Origin of the sequence: Streptomyces triculaminicus (genome assembly GCF_017349075.1) — a bacterium.
Lineage (GTDB): Bacteria > Actinomycetota > Actinomycetes > Streptomycetales > Streptomycetaceae > Streptomyces > Streptomyces triculaminicus.
On record NZ_JAFMOF010000001.1, the window covers coordinates 1203156 to 1220986 of the forward strand.

General features: G+C 71.1%; 16 protein-coding genes. 12 read left to right on the forward strand and 4 right to left on the reverse strand.

Features of this window, described 5'->3' with window-relative positions:
- Window positions 1-309: 309 nt before the first annotated feature.
- The 5 genes from J1792_RS05565 to J1792_RS05585 all read left to right on the forward strand — a co-directional run bounded on the left by J1792_RS05565 (window position 310) and on the right by J1792_RS05585 (window position 3951).
- Window positions 310-1050 carry a vWA domain-containing protein gene (locus J1792_RS05565; protein WP_207555506.1) on the forward strand — a complete coding sequence of 247 codons (741 nt, stop codon included), beginning with the start codon at window positions 310-312 and terminating at the stop codon, window positions 1048-1050.
- Window positions 1051-1188: 138 nt separating this feature from the next.
- A complete protein-coding gene (locus tag J1792_RS05570) occupies window positions 1189-1386 on the forward strand; it encodes a hypothetical protein (protein ID WP_086567888.1) in 198 nt (65 codons plus the stop codon).
- Window positions 1383-1616 carry a DUF7848 domain-containing protein gene (locus tag J1792_RS05575; RefSeq protein ID WP_179198815.1) on the forward strand — a complete coding sequence of 78 codons (234 nt, stop codon included), beginning with the start codon at window positions 1383-1385 and terminating at the stop codon, window positions 1614-1616. Before J1792_RS05570 ends, J1792_RS05575 begins: the two co-directional genes overlap by 4 nt.
- A gap of 97 nt (window positions 1617-1713) precedes the next feature.
- Window positions 1714-3432, forward strand: a complete 1719-nt coding sequence (metG, locus tag J1792_RS05580) for a methionine--tRNA ligase (protein WP_086567891.1) — start codon at window positions 1714-1716, stop codon at window positions 3430-3432.
- Between the two features lie 144 nt (window positions 3433-3576).
- On the forward strand, window positions 3577-3951 hold the full coding sequence (locus J1792_RS05585; protein ID WP_086567893.1) for a hypothetical protein: 375 nt from the start codon (window positions 3577-3579) through the stop codon (window positions 3949-3951).
- Between the two features lie 76 nt (window positions 3952-4027).
- Here J1792_RS05585 and aspS read toward each other — a convergent pair whose 3' ends face one another.
- Window positions 4028-5791: an aspartate--tRNA ligase gene (gene aspS, locus J1792_RS05590; RefSeq protein ID WP_086567895.1), complete on the reverse strand. Its 1764-nt coding sequence runs from the start codon at window positions 5789-5791 to the stop codon at window positions 4028-4030.
- A 171-nt stretch (window positions 5792-5962) separates the two neighbouring features.
- On the opposite strand from aspS, the gene J1792_RS05595 reads away from it, so the two are divergent.
- Both J1792_RS05595 and J1792_RS05600 read left to right on the forward strand, forming a co-directional pair.
- Window positions 5963-8101 (forward strand): ATP-binding SpoIIE family protein phosphatase, encoded by a 2139-nt coding sequence (locus J1792_RS05595; RefSeq protein ID WP_086567897.1) that lies wholly within the window; start codon window positions 5963-5965, stop codon window positions 8099-8101.
- Between the two features lie 111 nt (window positions 8102-8212).
- Window positions 8213-8779, forward strand: coding sequence for a CD225/dispanin family protein (locus J1792_RS05600; RefSeq protein ID WP_179198816.1), 567 nt, complete (start codon window positions 8213-8215; stop codon window positions 8777-8779).
- A 6-nt stretch (window positions 8780-8785) separates the two neighbouring features.
- On the opposite strand, the gene J1792_RS05605 is transcribed toward J1792_RS05600, so the two are convergent.
- The gene (locus J1792_RS05605; protein ID WP_086567903.1) at window positions 8786-9754 is read right to left on the reverse strand and encodes a pirin family protein; all 969 of its coding nucleotides are present in this window, start codon (window positions 9752-9754) and stop codon (window positions 8786-8788) included.
- Between the two features lie 160 nt (window positions 9755-9914).
- Between J1792_RS05605 and J1792_RS05610 the strand changes: the two genes are divergently transcribed.
- Complete coding sequence (locus tag J1792_RS05610; RefSeq protein WP_207246735.1) at window positions 9915-10832, forward strand: trypsin-like serine peptidase; 918 nt, start codon at window positions 9915-9917, stop codon at window positions 10830-10832.
- Between the two features lie 28 nt (window positions 10833-10860).
- Here the strand turns inward: J1792_RS05610 and J1792_RS05615 are convergent, their stop codons facing one another.
- Window positions 10861-11313 carry an SseB family protein gene (locus J1792_RS05615; RefSeq protein WP_086567906.1) on the reverse strand — a complete coding sequence of 151 codons (453 nt, stop codon included), beginning with the start codon at window positions 11311-11313 and terminating at the stop codon, window positions 10861-10863.
- 131 nt (window positions 11314-11444) lie between these two features.
- Here J1792_RS05615 and J1792_RS05620 point away from each other — a divergent pair, with 131 nt between their 5' ends.
- From J1792_RS05620 to J1792_RS05635, 4 genes are all read left to right on the forward strand, one after another.
- Entirely contained in the window at window positions 11445-13271 is a 1827-nt protein-coding gene (locus J1792_RS05620) for an acyl-CoA dehydrogenase (protein ID WP_086567907.1), read from the forward strand.
- 96 nt (window positions 13272-13367) lie between these two features.
- Complete coding sequence (locus tag J1792_RS05625; protein ID WP_207246736.1) at window positions 13368-14660, forward strand: M18 family aminopeptidase; 1293 nt, start codon at window positions 13368-13370, stop codon at window positions 14658-14660.
- A gap of 55 nt (window positions 14661-14715) precedes the next feature.
- Entirely contained in the window at window positions 14716-15345 is a 630-nt protein-coding gene (locus tag J1792_RS05630) for a DUF4232 domain-containing protein (protein WP_086567911.1), read from the forward strand.
- 119 nt (window positions 15346-15464) lie between these two features.
- Window positions 15465-15689, forward strand: coding sequence for a DUF6458 family protein (locus tag J1792_RS05635; RefSeq protein ID WP_086567913.1), 225 nt, complete (start codon window positions 15465-15467; stop codon window positions 15687-15689).
- Window positions 15690-15720: 31 nt separating this feature from the next.
- Here J1792_RS05635 and J1792_RS05640 read toward each other — a convergent pair whose 3' ends face one another.
- Window positions 15721-17565, reverse strand: a complete 1845-nt coding sequence (locus J1792_RS05640; protein WP_086567915.1) for an NHL domain-containing thioredoxin family protein — start codon at window positions 17563-17565, stop codon at window positions 15721-15723.
- Window positions 17566-17831: the final 266 nt, after the last annotated feature.

Genomic DNA, 17831 nt, shown 5'->3' on the forward strand with positions numbered 1-17831 from the left:
CGCGACGAACCGAGCCTGCCTCAGCAGAGTGCGGGGCCCGACGACAGCGCCGCCGCCGCCGTGTCCGTCCCGGCCCAGTCGACCGCCGAGACCGCGGACCGCACCCGCCCCACCGTCCCCGACCCCGGCCCGCTCGGCCCGATCCCCACGCCCGGCCCGCCCCGGCCCCAGCCGGTCCCCGAGCCCGAGCCCGAGCCCCGCCCCATGCCGTCCCCGAAGCCCGTTCCCGAGCCGGAGCCGGCCCCGAGGCCCGCACCGGGCCCCTTCCCCGAGCCCACCCCTGGCCCGGAACCCGAGCCCTCCCCCGCGATGACGGCCGCCGGTGACGGCGCCCCGGCCGTCAGCCTGGAGAAGGTCCGCCAGACCGCGCCCGGCCTGGTGAGCCTCTACAAGTCCGCCGGCGTCTCACTGCGCAAGCAGGGCCTGGCCGGACAGCGCGCGGCCGTCTACCTGGTCCTCGACCGGTCGGGCTCCATGCGCGGCTACTACAAGGACGGCACCGTCCAGCACCTCGCCGAGCAGGCGCTGGGACTCGCGGCCAACCTGGACGACGACGGCGTCGTGCCCGTCGTCTTCTTCTCCACCGACGTCGACGGCACCGCCGAGCTCGACCTGAGCGACTACGACGGCCGGATCCAGGAGCTGCACGAGTCCTACGGGCACATGGGCCGCACCAACTACCACTGGGCCATCGAGGCCGTCGTCGACCACTACACGAAGTCGGGCGCGACCGACCCGGCCTTCGTCATCTTCCAGACCGACGGCGCCCCGTACAGCAAGCCGGCCGCCGAGCGGGCGCTGTGCGAGGCGGCGAAGCTGCCGATCTTCTGGCAGTTCGTGGGATTCGGCGACCCCGAGGGCAAGGGCTTCGACTTCCTGCGCAAGCTGGACGACCTGCCGGTGCCGGAGAAGCGCGTGGTCGACAACGCCGGCTTCTTCCACGCAGGCCGCGACCCGCGGCTGGTGTCGGACGACGAGCTCTACCGGGAACTGATGGTCGAGTTCCCCGAGTGGTTGTCCGAGGCGCGCGCCGCCGGGATCGTGCGCTAGCGAGCGCTCCGGGCCGTACGGGGGCCGCCCGCCATGGCCGGCGGGCGGCCCTCGTCGTGCGGAGCGCCCATCGAAATATCACTCTCCGTGCCGACCCTCCGGCTGATCAGGTTCCGTCCCAGTGGGCATGCATAAGGCGTGAGCAAAGACATTCCCGCCGGCGCCTATGCCGTCGATACCAGGACCGGCCGGCTCGGACAGGTCATGGACCACCACGCCGGTTACGTACAGCTACGACCGCCGCGCGGCGGGCTCGAGTGGAACTGCCCGCCCGAGCACGCGCGGCCCGTGGCCGAGGAGGAGACGGCCGAGGGCGAGCGGAGGTGGCGCCCATGACTGCACGAACGGTTTTCCTCTTCGGGACCTGGACGCTGCAGCCCGACCAGGAGCCCGACGCGGAGCCGCTGACCTACGCCATGGAGTGCGCGGTGTGCGGGGCCGCCTCGGAGCCGAGCGAGGACGCGTCGGTGGCCCAGAGCTGGACCTTCAAGCACGCCGGGCGCAACCCCGCGCACCACACGTACAGAGAGCTGATCACCCGGCCCTGGCGGGCCTGGATGCGTTGACACAGCCGTCATAAACACCGCCCGTCCCGCCCCTGGCCCTCGGATACGCTAAAGGTGCACCTCAACCTGAACACACACCGACCAGGGAGCAGCCGCAATGGCTCGACACCTCATCACCAGCGCCCTTCCGTACATCAACGGGATCAAGCACCTGGGCAACATGGTGGGGTCCATGCTCCCGGCGGACGTCTACACCCGCTTCCTGCGCCAGACCGGCCGCGAGGCGCTGTACATCTGCGCGACCGACGAGCACGGCACGCCCGCCGAGCTGGCCGCCAAGGAAGCCGCGCTGCCCGTCGCCGAGTTCTGCGCCCAGCAGCACGAGGCGCAGAAGGCCGTCTACGACGGCTTCGCGCTGTCCTTCGACTACTTCGGCCGCAGCTCCTCGCCGGAGAACCGCGAGATCACCCAGCACTTCGCCCGCCAGCTGCAGAAGAACGGGTTCATCGAGGAGCGCTCGATCCGCCAGGTGTACTCCCTGGCCGACGGCCGCTTCCTGCCCGACCGCTACATCGTCGGCACCTGCCCGCACTGCGGCTACGACAAGGCCCGCGGCGACCAGTGCGAGAACTGCACCCGCGTCCTGGACCCGACCGACCTGATCGACGCCCGTTCGGCGATCAGCGGCAGCGGCGAGCTGGAGGTCCGCGAGACCAAGCACCTCTTCCTCCTGCAGTCGAAGCTGCAGGGCGAGGTCGAGGCCTGGATCGACGAGCACGGCAAGGACTGGCCCGTCCTGGCCTCCTCGATCGCCCGCAAGTGGCTGACCGAGGGCCTGAACGACCGCGCCATCACCCGCGACCTGGACTGGGGCGTGCCCGTCCCGGCCGACACCTGGCCGGAGCTGGCGGCCGAGGGCAAGGTCTTCTACGTCTGGTTCGACGCGCCGATCGAGTACATCGGCGCCACCAAGGAGTGGGCGAGCCAGGACGAGGCGAACCGCGACTGGAAGTCGTGGTGGTACGAGGCCGACGACGTGCGCTACACGCAGTTCATGGCCAAGGACAACGTCCCCTTCCACACGGTGATGTTCCCGGCCACCGAGCTCGGCACCCGTGAGCCCTGGAAGAAGGTCGACTACGTCAAGGCCTTCAACTGGCTGACGTACTACGGCGGCAAGTTCTCCACCTCGCAGAAGCGCGGCATCTTCACCGACGCCGCCCTGGAGATCCTGCCGGCCGACTACTGGCGCTACTTCCTCATCGCCAACGCGCCGGAGTCGGACGACACCTCCTTCACCTGGGAGCACTTCGCCGCCTCGGTGAACAAGGACCTCGCCGACACCCTCGGCAACTTCGTCAACCGCGTGCTGTCGTTCTCGCGCAAGCGCTTCGGCGACAACGTCCCCGCGGGCAACGAGGAGGGCGAGGCCGAGGCGCAGCTGGGCCACCAGATCGCGGAGCTGCTCGCGGAGTACGAGCGGCACATGGAGGAGCTGCAGTTCCGCAAGGCCGCGCAGGCGCTGCGCGCCCTGTGGAGCGCGGGCAACTCCTACCTGGAGACCAAGGCCCCCTGGCTGGAGATCAAGACCGACCCCGAGGGCGCCGCGCTCACGCTGCGCACGGCGATGAACCTCATCCACCTCTACGCGGTCGTCTCCGAGCCCTTCATCCCGGCCTCGGCCGCGGCCATGCGCTCGGCCTTCCAGCTCGAGGGCGACACCGCGACCTGGGTCACCCAGGACGAGGCCCGCTCGCTGACCTTCGTCCCGGCGGGCACGCCCTTCACCGTGCCGCCGGTGCTCTTCGCGAAGATCACCGAGGACGACCTGGCCTCGTACGTCGAGCGCTTCGGCGGCGGTGACGGCGAGGCGTAGGCACCGCCTTCCACACGGACGAAGGGCCCGGAACCGACGCGGTTCCGGGCCCTTCGCGCGCCCGTTGATCGTTCGGCAATCGATCGTTCAGCCCGCCCGGTGACCATGAGGGAGTCGATACTCGGGGGAAGACGAGGAAGAGCAGTGTTCGAGAAACGCATCACCGTGAACGTCCGGGCCGCCGACGAACTGGGCCGTCATCGCGTCATCAGGCAGCTGCGGACCCTGCCCGGGGTCGGCGTCGTCCGGGGGGACGAGGACGCCACCGTGGACATCCTGATCATGGGACGGCACGACGACGCCGCCCCCGGCGAGCTGCGCCGGCTGGCGCGCGCGGGCCGCGCGCCGCTGGTGGTGGTCGCCGAGGAACTGGGCGAGACGGAGCTGATGGCCGTGGCGGAGTACGGCGTGCGGTCCGTGCTGTGGGGCGAGAGGCTGACGCCGGGCCGGCTGTCGCGGGCGGTCCACCAGGCGGCGGGCTGCTGCCCGAGAGTGCCGATAACCGCCGCCCTGGTCTGACCGCCCCCGAACGTGCGAACGCCGCCGGGCGGGCTCGGTGTCGAGCCCGCCCGGCGGCGTTCACGCGGTACGGGTGTTACTTCGCCTGCGGCTTGCGGAGCGAGAGGTGGAGCTCCTTCAGGCGGGCCTCGTCGACCTCGCTCGGGGCGCCCATCAGCAGGTCCTGCGCGTTGCCGTTGAGCGGGAACGCGATGGTCTCGCGGATGTTCGGCTCGTCGGCCAGCAGCATCACGATGCGGTCGACGCCCGGGGCGATGCCGCCGTGCGGCGGGGCGCCGAACTTGAAGGCGCGCAGCATGCCGCCGAACTCCTTCTCGACCTCGTCCTTCGAGTAACCGGCGATCTCGAAGGCCTTGTACATGACCTCGGGCTCGTGGTTACGGATGGCGCCGGAGGACAGCTCGGTGCCGTTGCAGACGATGTCGTACTGCCAGGCCAGGATGTCCAGCGGGTCCATCGTCTCCAGGGCCGTCAGGCCGCCCTGGGGCATGGAGAAGGGGTTGTGGGAGAACTCGATCTTGCCGGTCTCCTCGTCCTTCTCGAACATCGGGAAGTCGACGATCCAGCAGAAGCGGAAGACGTTCTCCTCGAACTGGCCGGCGCGCTTGGCGGCCTCGACGCGCACGGCGCCCATGATCTTGGAGACCTCGTCGAACTCGCCGGCGCCGAAGAAGATCGCGTGGCCGGGCTCGAGGCCCAGGCGCTCGGCGAGGGCCTTGACGTTCTCCTCGGTGAGGAACTTGGCGATCGGGCCGGTCAGGGCGTTGCCCTCACCGACGCGGACCCAGGCGAGGCCCTTGGCGCCGTGCTCGACGGCGAACTCGCCGAGGCCGTCGAAGAACTTGCGCGACTGGTCCTGGAGGGCCGGCACGGCCAGCGCACGGACGTGCTTGCCGGCGAAGGCCTTGAACTCCGAGCCGGCGAAGACGTCGCTGACGTCGACGAGCTCCAGCTTGGCGCGCAGGTCCGGCTTGTCGGAGCCGTACTTGAGCATCGCCTCGCGGAAGGGGATCCGCGGGAACGGCGAGGTGACGTGGCGGCCGTTGCCGAACTCCTCGAAGAGGTCGGTCATGACCTTCTCGATGACCTGGAAGACGTCCTCCTGCTCGACGAAGGACATCTCCATGTCGAGCTGGTAGAACTCGCCCGGCGAGCGGTCGGCGCGGGCGTCCTCGTCGCGGAAGCAGGGCGCGATCTGGAAGTAGCGGTCGAAGCCCGCGATCATCAGCAGCTGCTTGAACTGCTGCGGGGCCTGCGGCAGCGCGTAGAACTTGCCGGCGTGCAGACGCGAGGGCACCAGGAAGTCGCGCGCGCCCTCGGGAGAGGTGGCGGACAGGATCGGGGTGGCCAGCTCGTTGAAGCCGAGGTTGGTCATCTTCTCGCGGATGGAGGCGATGACGGCCGAGCGCAGCATGATGTTGCTGTGCATGCGCTCGCGGCGCAGGTCGAGGAAGCGGTACTCCAGGCGGCGCTCCTCGTTCACCCCGTCCTCGGCGTTGATCGTGAAGGGGATCTGCTCGGCCGCGCCGAGCACCTCCACCTCCGTGACCTCGATCTCGATCTCGCCGGTGGGCAGCTCGGGGTTGACGTTCTCGGCGCCACGGCTCATGACCTTGCCGTCGACGCGGACGACGGTCTCCTTGGTCAGGTGGCTGAGGGCCTCGTTGGCGGCGGTGCCGGGGCGGGCCACGAGCTGGACCAGGCCGTGGTGGTCCCGCAGGTCGATGAAGAGGATGCCGCCCAGGTCGCGCCGATTGTGCAGCCAGCCACTCAGACGGACGTCGGTGTCGACGTCAGCCGCACGGAGCTCGCCGCAGTTGTGGGACCGGTACCGATGCATCGTTCATCCAAGTCGGGTCGAGGGCGTTGGTCGTATAGCGCGCCGTGCCGAGCTGCACAGGGCGCCCGCACCGGGTTACCGTGCGGGCAGTGTGCATACAGCACCCAGCAAGGGTATCGCCCCACCCGGCATCGGTGGTCTCTGCTGCGCATACCTGCATAAAGTGGGGCAATGCGCACCGAGGACGTACTGGCCGCCGTCGCGACCGGGCTGTGGCACTGGGACAACGCCTCGCGCAGGGCCACCTTCGACGCCGAGGCCGCGCGGCTGCTGGGCATGCCCCCCACCCGCGTGGAGCTGACCGAATCCGCCGCCCGCGCCCGCTTCCACGCCGTGGACTGGGTGGAGGTCCAGGGCATCATCAACCTCGCCGTGGCCGAGGGCACCCTCGCCGAGGCCCGGATCCGGGTCGTCGACGAGGAGGGCCGGGTCCTGCGGACCGTACGCAGCCGCACCAGGCCCGTCGGACGCGACGGCGACTACACCCTCGTCGGCACCATCGAGGAGGTCCCCGAGCCGCAGCCGGGCACCACCGCCGCCCGCACCCCGGTCACGGGCGACTGGCGGCGCAACCGCGAGGCCTTCCTGCTGGACGCCGGCCGGGCGCTGGCCGAGGCGCGCTCGACGGCCGAGGTGCTGCGGGTGGCGGCGACGCTGTCGATGCCCGGCTTCGAGCCGTCGGGGCTGGCCGTCTTCGTCGGCGAGGGCGGCCGGGTCAAGCTCATCGGGCACCACGGCTACGCGCCGGGCGACATGGAGGAGTTCCTCGACCAGCCCATGGACACCGGCGACCCGGCCGCCGAGGTGATCCGCACCGGGCGCGCCGTCTACCTGCCCTCCCCCGAGGACTACAACCGCCGCTTCCCGGCCATCTACCCCCTCGTGGAGCGCTTCGGCCGGCGGTCCTGGGCCTTTCTGCCGCTGATCAACGCGGGCCGCACCATCGGCGCCTGGATGGCCGGCTTCAGCGTCCCGGTCTCCTTCACCCCCGACGAGCGCTCGGTGCTCACCACCGTCGCCCGGATGCTCGCCCAGGCGCTCGGCCGGGCCAGCGTCCACGAGTCCGAGCGCGAGCTGACCGTCGGCCTGCAGCGCTCGATGATGCCCACGCTGCGGCCCGACGTCCCCGGCATGTCCGTCGCCGCGCGCTACGTGCCCACCGGCGGCGGCCTGGAGGTGGGCGGCGACTGGTACGACATGATCCCGCTGCCCAACGGAAAGATCGCCCTGGTCATCGGGGACGTCCAGGGACACGACGTGCGCGCCGCAGGGCTCATGGGGCAGCTGCGGATCGCCCTGCGCGCGTACGCCTCCGAGGGCCACCACCCCGACGCCGTGCTCTCGCGCGCCTCCCGCTTCCTGGCCGGCATCAACGACGACGTGGACTCCGGCGAGCCGTCCGCCGACCAGCGCTTCGCCACCTGCCTCTACATCGAGGCCTGCCCCGACAGCGGACTGCTGGTCATCGCCCGCGCCGGCCACCCGGACCCCGCGATCCGGCTCAGCGACGGCACCATGCTCGTACGCCCCACGGCGGGCGGGCTGCCGCTGGGCATCGTGCCCGACACCGACTACCCCATCACCCGGATCACCCTCGAGCCCGGCGAGACGATGCTGGTCTGCACCGACGGCCTGATCGAGACGGGCGGCCACGACCTGGAGACCGGCTGGAACCGGCTGCGGGAGGTCGTCGAGGGGCATCCGGGGGACGGCGACGGCGGCAATCTCGAGAAGCTCGCCGACGCCCTCGTCCAGGCCGTCCACGGGCCGCCCTCGCACTACACCACCGGGCCGCTCATCGACCGCCGCGAGGACGACATCGCCCTGCTGCTCCTGCGCCGCGAGCTCCCGGCGCCCACCGAGGTGGGCGCGCCGCCCGTCACGCCGCGGCCGCCCCGGCGCACGGTGCTGACCATCGCCCAGGCCGAGCCCGAGCGGATCGCCGAGGCCCGCCGGCACATCCGCGACCTCATGCACGACTGGCCCGACCCGGACCAGACCGACTCGGCGGTGCTGATGGTCTCCGAGATGGTCACCAACGTGCTGGTCCACACGGACGGGGACGCGCTGCTGATCGCCGAGATATCGGGGCGGCCGGGCGAGCGGCGGATACGGGTCGACGTCGAGGACGCCAGCGACGAGCTGCCGCACCGCCGGCAGCCGGGGGAGATGGCCTCCTCCGGGCGCGGGCTGGTGCTGATGGAGCTGCTCGCCGAGGCGTGGGGCGTCGATCCCCGGGGCGAGGGCAAGAACATCTGGTTCGAGCTCTTCGAGCCCGCCCGGGAGACGGACTTCGACGCGATCACCTGATCCGTCCCCCGCCGGTGCCGGCCGGCGGGCGCGGCTGGTTGCGGCAGTACTCCGCCGGGGTGAGCCTGGAATCAGGGGACTCCGGGTTCATCACGCGGACGAGGAGAGCTCATGAGCCAGAACCCGTGGCAGGACCGCCAACCCCCTCCGGAGGACCGGCCCCCTTCCCGGCCTCCGCCGGGCAGCGAAGAACCCACCCGTGCCGACGGCGGTCCGGGATATCCGCCGCCGCCCCCACCGCAGGGCCGGCCCCAGGGAAACCCGCAGCCCGGCACGGGCCCGCAGCCCGGCTCCTGGCCGCCCCCGCCGGGCGCCCAGCAGCAGCCGGGCCCGTACGCCCCGCAGGGCACGTACCCTCCCGGCTACGGCGCTCCCCAGCAGCAGCCGTACTACGGCCACGGCATGCGGCCCCCGCGACCGGCAAGCCATCTGGTCTGGGCGATCATCTCGATCATCCTCTTCTGGCCGCTCGGCATCGCGGCGGTGATCTTCGCCGCGCAAGTGAACAGCAAGTACGAGATGGGCGACTACGCGGGAGCGGCGGACTCGTCGTCGAAGGCACGGCTGTTCTCGCTGATCGCGACGATCATCGCGGCGATCGGCGTCGTGCTCTTCGTCGTCTTCGCAGCGCTGACGGCTTCCTGGTGGAACGATTACAACCCGGGCAACGGCTATTGACCGCCGTCACTCCTCGCCCACCGGGATCGTGCCGAGCCGTCCGGCCTGGAAGTCCTCGAAGGCCTGCTTCAGCTCGGCGTCGGTGTTCATCACGAACGGCCCGTAGTGCCGCATGGGCTCGCGGATCGGCAGCCCGCCCAGCAGCACGAACTCGAAGTTCGGGCTGCGGGACTCCTGCGTGGCGTCGGCCGTGACGGTGAGGGAGCCGCCGTCGCCGAAGACCACGGTGCGTCCCGTGCCGAACGGGCGCCGCTCGGTGCCCGCGGTGCCGCGCCCGGCGAGGCCGTAGGCGAGGGCGTTGAAGTCGGGGCGCCAGGGGAGGGTGAGCTCGGCGCCCGGGCTGAGGGACACGTGCGCCATCGTGATGGGCGTGTGGGTGATGCCGGGGCCCTGGTGGCCGCCGTCCTCTCCCTGGAGCTCGCCCGCGATGAGGCGGATGAGCGCGCCGCCGTCCGGGGACGTGAGCAGCGCGACCTTCCCGCCGCCGATGTCCTGGTAGCGGGGCGGCATCATCTTGTCCTTCTTCGGCAGGTTCACCCACAGCTGGAGGCCGTGGAAGAGTCCGCCGCTGACGACGAGCTCCTCCGGCGGGGCCTCGATGTGCAGCAGCCCGGAGCCGGCGGTCATCCACTGGGTGTCGCCGCCGTTGATCGTGCCGCCGCCCCCGTGGGAGTCGCGGTGCACGAAGGTGCCGTCGATCAGATAGGTGACGGTCTCGAAGCCGCGGTGGGGGTGCCAGGGGGTGCCCTTGGGCTCACCGGGCGCGTACTCCACCTCGCCCATCTGGTCCATCATGATGAACGGGTCGAGGTAGGCGTGGTTGATCCCCGCGAACGCCCTGCGCACGGGGAAGCCCTCGCCCTCGAATCCTCCCGGCGCGGTGCCCACGTGCAGCACGGGGCGCTGCGGCGCCGTCTGCGCGGGTGCGGCGACACGGGGCAGGACCAGCGGATTCTCTACGGTCACGGCGGGCATTTCGGCCTCCTCGGGTGGTTGCGCCTTCCAAGTTAGTTGAATAGTGAACCATCAGCAAGGGTGACTTCATTCCCGGCGAGGGACGCGGGCATTCCCGGCGACGGAGACGGTCGCGTTCCCGGCGACAAACACGTGCGTTCCCACGAGGGACACTTGATCAATGCGCCTGAGACAGCTCGCCCTCCTCGCCGCCGTCGTCGCGGCCCTGGCCGCCGTCGGCCTGCTCGTGGCCGGCCGCGTCCCCGCGACGGGCGGACCCACGGCCGAGGGGGACTCCACCGGGCACTTCGAGCAGCCCCGGGACCAGGCGGACGCGGCGGGCCGGGCCATGAAGGCCGCCGTGCGCACCCAGGCGCCCGCACCGCTGAGCGCCCCCGCCGCCCGGGGCGCGGCCGGGCGCAAGGACCCGCTGCCGGCCTCGAGCCCCCTGGCCGCCGCCGAGGCCGAGCCGTCGCCCGCGATCGGCCCGCTTTTCTACACCACCGGGGGCATACCCGCCCACGGCTGCACGGCGAGCGTCGTCCACAGCCCCAGGGGCGACCTGATCGCGACCGCCGCGCACTGCGTGCACACCGGCGGCTTCCGCACTGACATCGCCTTCGTGCCGGGCTACCGGGACGGGGCGGCGCCCTACGGGGTGTGGGTGCCCGTCGCCGTCGACGTCGCCCCCGAGTGGGCCGACGACCGCGACCCCGACCACGACGTGGCGTTCCTGCGCATGCGACCGGTGGAGGGGAGCGCGCGCCTCGAGCGCGTCACCGGCGCCGAGCGCGTCCGCTTCGATCCGCCCCGCGAGCGGCCCACCCGCGTTCTCGGCTACCCCAACGAGGCGGAGCGACCCGTCTCCTGCCAGAACGCCACGGCCGCCGAGAGCGGGACACAGCAGCGCTTCGACTGCGAGCGGCTGCCGAACGGCACGAGCGGCAGCCCCTTCCTCACCGACGTCGACGCCTCGACGGGCCTGGGCACCCTCGCCGGCGTCCTGGGCGGCAAGGACGAGGGGGGCGACGAGGAGACGTCGTACAGCCCCTACCTCGGTCAGGCGGCCAAGAAGCTCTACGAGCGCGCCGCGCGGTAGCCGCCCGGGCGCCGCGCCCTCGGGCCTGTCAGCCGTACATCCGCCGCATGGCGAAGTCGACCATCTGCTCCACCGACTTCGCGTCGAAGACGATGCGGTGGTCGCCCTCCATGTCCAGGACGAAGCCGTAGCCCGTCGGCAGGAGGTCCAGGACCTCGGCGCCGGTGATCACGAAGTACTTGGACTCCTTGCCCGCGTACCGGCGCAGCTCCTTGAGCGAGGTGAACATCGGGATCACCGGCTGCTGGGTGTTGTGCAGCGCGAGGAAGCCGGGGTTGTCGCCGCGCGGGCAGTAGACCTTGGAGTTGGAGAAGATCGTCTGGAAGTCCTCGGCGGACATCTGACCCGTGGTGAAGGCCCGTACCGCGTCGGCGAGCGACGGGGGCGACGGCTCGGGGTAGAGCGGCTGTTCGCCGTAGCCGCCGGGCTGCTGCGGAGGCGCGTAGCCCTGCTGTGCCGCGTTCTGGTCGTAGCCGTACATGGACCGAAGCGTAACGAGTCACAGTTGGGCGATCAGGCCTTGCGTCTTGTTACCGCTGGGTAGCATCATGTTTCTTACTGACCGGTACGCACAGAGGATCGCCCTCCCGTCACCTTACGGAGCCGTCTGTCATGGGCCACTACAAGTCGAATCTCCGCGACATCGAGTTCAACCTCTTCGAGGTTCTCGGTCGCGACAAGCTGTACGGCACCGGCCCGTTCGGTGAAATGGACGTCGAGACGGCGAAGAGCGTGCTGTCGGAGATCGCCCGCCTCTCGGAGAACGAGCTGGCCGCCTCCTACGTCGACGCCGACCGCAACCCGCCGGTCTTCGACCCGGAGACCAACACCGCTCCGGTCCCGGAGTCCTTCAAGAAGAGCTACCAGGCCTACATGGACGCCGAGTGGTGGCGCCTGGGCATCCCGGAGGGCATCGGCGGCACGACCACGCCGCGCTCGCTGCTGTGGGGCTTCGCCGAGACGATCCTGGGCGCCAACCCGGCGATCTGGATGTACTCCTCCGGCCCGGCCTTCGCCGGCGTGCTCTACGCCGAGGGCACCGAGGAGCAGAAGAAGATCGCCAAGCTCTCGGTGGACAAGCAGTGGGGCTCCACCATGGTGCTGACCGAGCCGGACGCCGGCTCGGACGTGGGCGCCGGCCGCACCAAGGCCGTCAAGCAGGAGGACGGCACCTGGCACATCGAGGGTGTCAAGCGCTTCATCACCTCCGGTGAGCACGACATGGCGGAGAACATCTTCCACTACGTCCTCGCCCGCCCCGAGGGCCACGGCCCGGGCACCAAGGGCCTGTCGCTCTTCCTCGTCCCGAAGTACGAGTTCGACTTCGAGACCGGCGAGCTGGGCGCCCGCAACGGCGTCTACGCCACCAACGTCGAGCACAAGATGGGCCTCAAGGCCTCCAACACGTGCGAGATGACCTTCGGCGACAAGCACCCCGCCAAGGGCTGGCTCATCGGCGAGAAGCACGACGGCATCCGCCAGATGTTCATGATCATCGAGTTCGCCCGCATGATGGTCGGCACGAAGGCGATCGCCACCCTCTCCACCGGCTACCTCAACGCGCTGGAGTACGCCAAGGAGCGCGTGCAGGGCCCGGACCTGGCCAACTTCATGGACAAGACCGCGCCCAAGGTCACCATCACCCACCACCCCGACGTCCGCCGCTCGCTGATGACGCAGAAGGCGTACGCGGAGGGCATGCGCGCCCTGGTGCTCTACACCGCCTCGGTCCAGGACGAGATCCTGGTCAAGGAGGCCGCGGGCGAGGACGCCAAGGCCCTGCACGGCCTCAACGACCTGCTCCTGCCGATCGTCAAGGGCTACGGCTCGGAGAAGTCCTACGAGCAGCTGGCGCAGTCCCTGCAGACCTTCGGCGGCTCCGGGTACCTGCAGGAGTACCCGATCGAGCAGTACATCCGCGACTCGAAGATCGACACCCTCTACGAGGGCACCACGGCCATCCAGGGCCAGGACTTCTTCTTCCGGAAGATCGTCCGTGACCAGGGCCAGGCCCTGACCACGCTCTCCGAGGAGATCAAGAAGTTCCTCGCCGAGGCCGCCGGCGGCGAGGACCTCGCCGACGCCCGCGAGAAGCTCGCCAAGGCCGCCGTGGACCTCGAGGGCATCGTCGGCGCCATGCTGACCGACCTCGCCGCCACCGAGAAGGACGTCAAGTCCATCTACAAGGTGGGCCTGAACACCACCCGCCTGCTGATGGCCTCCGGTGACGTCGTCGTCGGCTACCTGCTCCTCAAGGGCGCGGCCGTGGCCGCCGAGAAGCTGCCGACCGCCTCCACCAAGGACAAGGCCTTCTACGAGGGCAAGATCGCGGCGGCGAAGTTCTTCGCCCACACCGTCCTGCCGGCCGTGGCCGTCGAGCGCTCGCTCGCCGAGGCCGTCGACCAGTCGCTGATGGAGCTGGACGAGGCCGCCTTCTAAGGCGGTTGCCGACCACCGGAACACCGTGACGAAGGGCAAGGGCCGGGCGCCTCAAAAGGAGCGCCCGGCCCTTGCCCTGATCCCTATCCTGAGGCCATGAGCTCTGCGCACCGCTTCGACCGCGGCCACACCGACGACCTGATGACCTTCCTCGCGGCCAGCCCGTCGCCGTACCACGCGGTGGCCAACACCGCCGAGCGGCTGGAGAAGGCCGGCTTCCGCCAGGTCGCGGAGACCGACGCCTGGGACGCACAGGCCGGCGGCAAGTACGTGACACGCGGCGGCGCCATCATCGCCTGGTACGTCCCCGAAGGGGCCACCGCCGCCACCCCGTTCCGCATCATCGGAGCCCACACCGACTCCCCCAACCTGCGCGTCAAGCCGCTGCCGGACACCGGCACCCACGGCTGGCAGCAGGTCGCCGTCGAGCTCTACGGCGGCACGCTGCTCAACACCTGGCTCGACCGCGACCTCGGCCTCTCCGGCCGCGTCACCCTGCGCGACGGCAGCGACCACCTCGTCAACATCGACCGGCCCCTGCTGCGCGTCCCCCAGCTCGCCGTGCACCTGGACCGCACCGTCAACCAGGACGGCGTCAAGCTCGACAAGCAGCGCCACATGACGCCCATCTGGGGCCTGGGCCACGTCACCGAGGGCGACCTCATCCGCTTCGTCGCCGAGGAAGCAGGCCTGGAAGCCGGGCAGATCAGCGGCTGGGACCTGATGACGCACAGCGTCGAGGCGCCCGCCTACCTCGGCCGCGACCACGAGCTGCTGGCCGGCCCCCGCATGGACAACCTCCTGTCCGTGCACGCCGGCCTGGCCGCGCTCACCACCGCCATCGGCTCCGAAGGACTGCCCTACATCCCGGTACTGGCCGCGTTCGACCACGAGGAGAACGGCAGCCAGTCCGACACCGGCGCCGAAGGCCCCCTGCTCGGCAACGTCCTGGAGCGCTCGGTCTTCGCCCGCGGCGGCAGCTACGAGGACAAGGCCCGCGCCTTCGCCGGCACCATCTGCCTGTCCTCCGACACCGGCCACGCCGTCCACCCCAACTACGCCGAGCGCCACGAGCCGGGCCACCACCCCATGCCCAACGGCGGCCCCCTGCTGAAGGTCAACGTCAACCAGCGCTACGCCACCGACGGCAGCGGCCGGGCCGTCTTCGCCGCCGCCTGCGAGCGCGCCGGCGTGCCGATGCAGCACTTCGTGTCGAACAACTCCGTCCCCTGCGGCACCACCATCGGCCCCATCACCGCCGCCCGCCACGGCATCTCCACCGTCGACATCGGCGTGGCCATCCTGTCGATGCACTCCGCGCGCGAACTGTGCGGCGCCGACGACCCGTACCTCCTCGCCGCCGCGCTCACCGCCTTCCTCGAGGGCTGATGCACGAGGGCTGATATACACAGCCCGACGACTCGAACAGCCCACCGGGGGAAGCATGACCACTCGCACCCTGCGGATCGCCGCCGCCGCGCTCACGGCCGCGGCCGCCCTCACCCTCACCGCCTGCGGCGGCTCGTCCGCCAAGGAGGACAAGGCCCAGGGCGAGGAGCAGGCCTCCATGGCCCCGGGAGACGGGGCGGAGGGCAGTGACGGCGGCGACGACGGCTCGGGCGACGAGTCGGCCAAGCCCCAGGACAAGGGCGACGCCTGCGCCGCGGGTGCCGTCAAGCTCGAGGTCAAGGCGGTGAAGTCGCCCGTCGACCACGTGCTGCTGGTGGCGACGAACACCTCGAAGTCGCCCTGCTCCGCCTACGGCTTCCCGTTCCTGCGCTTCGACCAGGACCAGGCCACGGCCGGAGTCGTCGAGGAGAGCAAGCCGAAGAACCCGATCCGCCTCGCCCCCGGCGCGTCCGCCTACGCCGGGGTCCGCGCCTCGGCGGCCGACGGCTCGGGCGGCAAGGGCCGCGACGCCCAGCAGATCTCCGTCACCTTCCAGACGCCGAAGGGCGACCCCCTCGAGGGCACCCCGTCCCAGGCGCCCCTGCCGGGCGGAAAGCTGCACATCGACGACTCCGCCAGTACCTCGTACTGGCTGTCCGACGAGGCCACCGCCCTGAAGTGGTAGCCCCGGCGGCGACAGCCCCGGCGTGACCGGGACGTGGTTCGCTCCGCCGGGCCGGGGTACCCGCCCTGTGCCCGGCCGGCGACGCCGGTAGGGGCCGACCACGTCAGGAGGCGTTTCCCATGGGAATGGGATGGTGCATTGGTCTGATCGCGGCGGGCGGCATCCTCACCTTCGCGGTCGACTGGCAGATCGACGGCATGAACATCACCCTGGTGGGCCTGATCCTCATGGCCGCCGGCCTGCTGGGGCTGAGCGCCTACGTGAGCGTGTTCAAGCGCCGCAGGATGCAGCCGCCGCCCCCGGCCGCCCACGTCGTCGAGGAGGACCACCGGATCACGCGCTGAGCCCGGCGGGCCACCCGGCGGGCCGGGCGGCTCAGCTGTCCATACCCGCCAGCACCAGCGGCAGCCGCGCGGCACCGCCCTCGACGACCCGCACCGGAACTCCCCAGTCCTGCTGGTGCACATGGCAGGCCGGATACTCGTTGGCCGGGTCGTCGTCGCACGACGCCGCCATCGCGGAGACGTGCAGCACCCCTTCGCCCACCCCGTCCGCGAGCACCAGCTCCCGGCTCAGGTCCGTGCCCTGGCCCGCACCCTCCGCCAGCAGACCGGGCGGGGTCGAACTGACCAGCAGACGCGTCGACGGACCGTAGCGGGTGTCGAGCTTCTGCCCGGCCGGCGCCTGGAACACCACATCCAGCGCCAGCCTCCCGGGAGCGACCTCCGTGGCCTCCCGCCGCGTCCGGTGCGCCACGGACTCCACCCGCACCGCCTCCTCCGGCAGCCGCAGCCGCGTCAGCCGGTGCCGCGCCGACTCCACGACCACGATGTCCTCCCCGACGAGGACCGCGTCCGAGGGCTCCCGCAGATCGGTGGCGAGCGTCGTCACCTCGCCCGTCGCCGGGTCGTAGCGGCGCAGCGCGTGGTTGTAGGTGTCGCTGACGGCGACGGAGCCGTCGGGCAGCGCGGTCACCCCGAGCGGGTGCTGGAGCAGCGCCTGCCCGGCGTCCCCGTCACGGTGCCCGAAGTCGAACAGGCCCTCGCCCACGGCCGTACGGACCGCGAAGCCCTCGCCGTCCGCCTCCACGTAACGCAGCGCCGACGTCTCGGAGTCGGCGAGCCACAGCCGCTCCCCGGCCGCCGCGAGGCCGGAGGGCTGGGCGAACCACGCCTCGGCGGCCGGGCCGTCGACCAGACCCTCGTTGGTCGTGCCGGCCGCGACCTCGACGGTCCCCTTCTCCGGGTCGTACGTCCACAGCTGGTGCACGCCCGCCATGGCGATCCACACCCGGTCCGCGAACCAGGCCACGTCCCACGGCGACGACAGGTCCACCTCACGGGCCGGACCCGAGGCGGCCGAACCCTGCCACCACTGCCGCCCGGTGCCCGCCACGGTCGTGACGGCCTGCGTCCCGGGATCGTAGGTGCGCAGCGCGTGGTTGACGGTGTCCGCGACGATCACCGTGCCGTCGGGGAGCAGGGCAAGGCCCTGGGGCTCGCTGAAACTCGGGGGGCTGTCGGTGAAGCCGCGCTCGCCGGTGCCGACGCGGCGCACGACGGTCTCGCCGTCGGCCTCCAGCTCCACCAGCTGGTGCCGGGTGGAGTCGGAGACGAGGAAGTTCCCGCTCGGCAGCAGCACGGCCTTGCCGGGAAAGCGCAGGTCGGTGGCGACGGGCTCGGGCGCGACATACGGCCCGTCGCCGCGCCGCAGCGTGCCCTTGGCCTCGTGGGCGGCCTCCAGCTCGCCGACCAGCTTCGCGAGCGCGTGGGCGTGGCCCTCGCCCGCGTGCTGGGCCACGACGTAGCCCTCGGGGTCGATGACGACCAGCGTGGGCCAGGCCCGGACGGCGTACTGCTTCCAGGTGGCGAGCTCGGGGTCGTCGAGGACGGGGTGGTGGACCTCGTAGCGCTCGACGGCGTCGACGACGGCCTGGTGCTCGGCCTCGTGGACGAACTTCGGCGAGTGGACGCCGATGATCACCACGGTGTCGCGGTGCGCCTCCTCGAGCTCGCGCAGCTCGTCGAGGACGTGCAGGCAGTTCACACAGCAGAACGTCCAAAAATCAACAATGACGCACTTACCTCGCAGGTCGGCGAGGGTCAGCTCCTTGCCTCCGGTGTTGAGCCAGCCGCCCTTGCCGATGAGCTCGGGGGCGCGGACACGGGCACGTCGGCGAGGCTCGGGCGCGGAGGTGGGCGTCGGGGCGGCATCGTTCATGCTTCAAGCTTGCCATCCCGGTATGAACGTCGGATTACACGCGTACGGCACCGCGCACGGCAGGGGAGCGACGGATGACTGCGGACGGGAACGAGACGACTGCCGACGGGAAGGCGCCGAAGGCACAGCTTTTCGGGGCGCTGCCGGGACGCACAGAGGACCGGAGGGAGGCGTTCGAGGCGTGCCTGGCGGAAGTCGTCCGGAGCCTCGGGCTCGTTGTCGCCCCCGAATCGGAGGGCGGCGATCTCTGGAATTGGCAGCGTCGC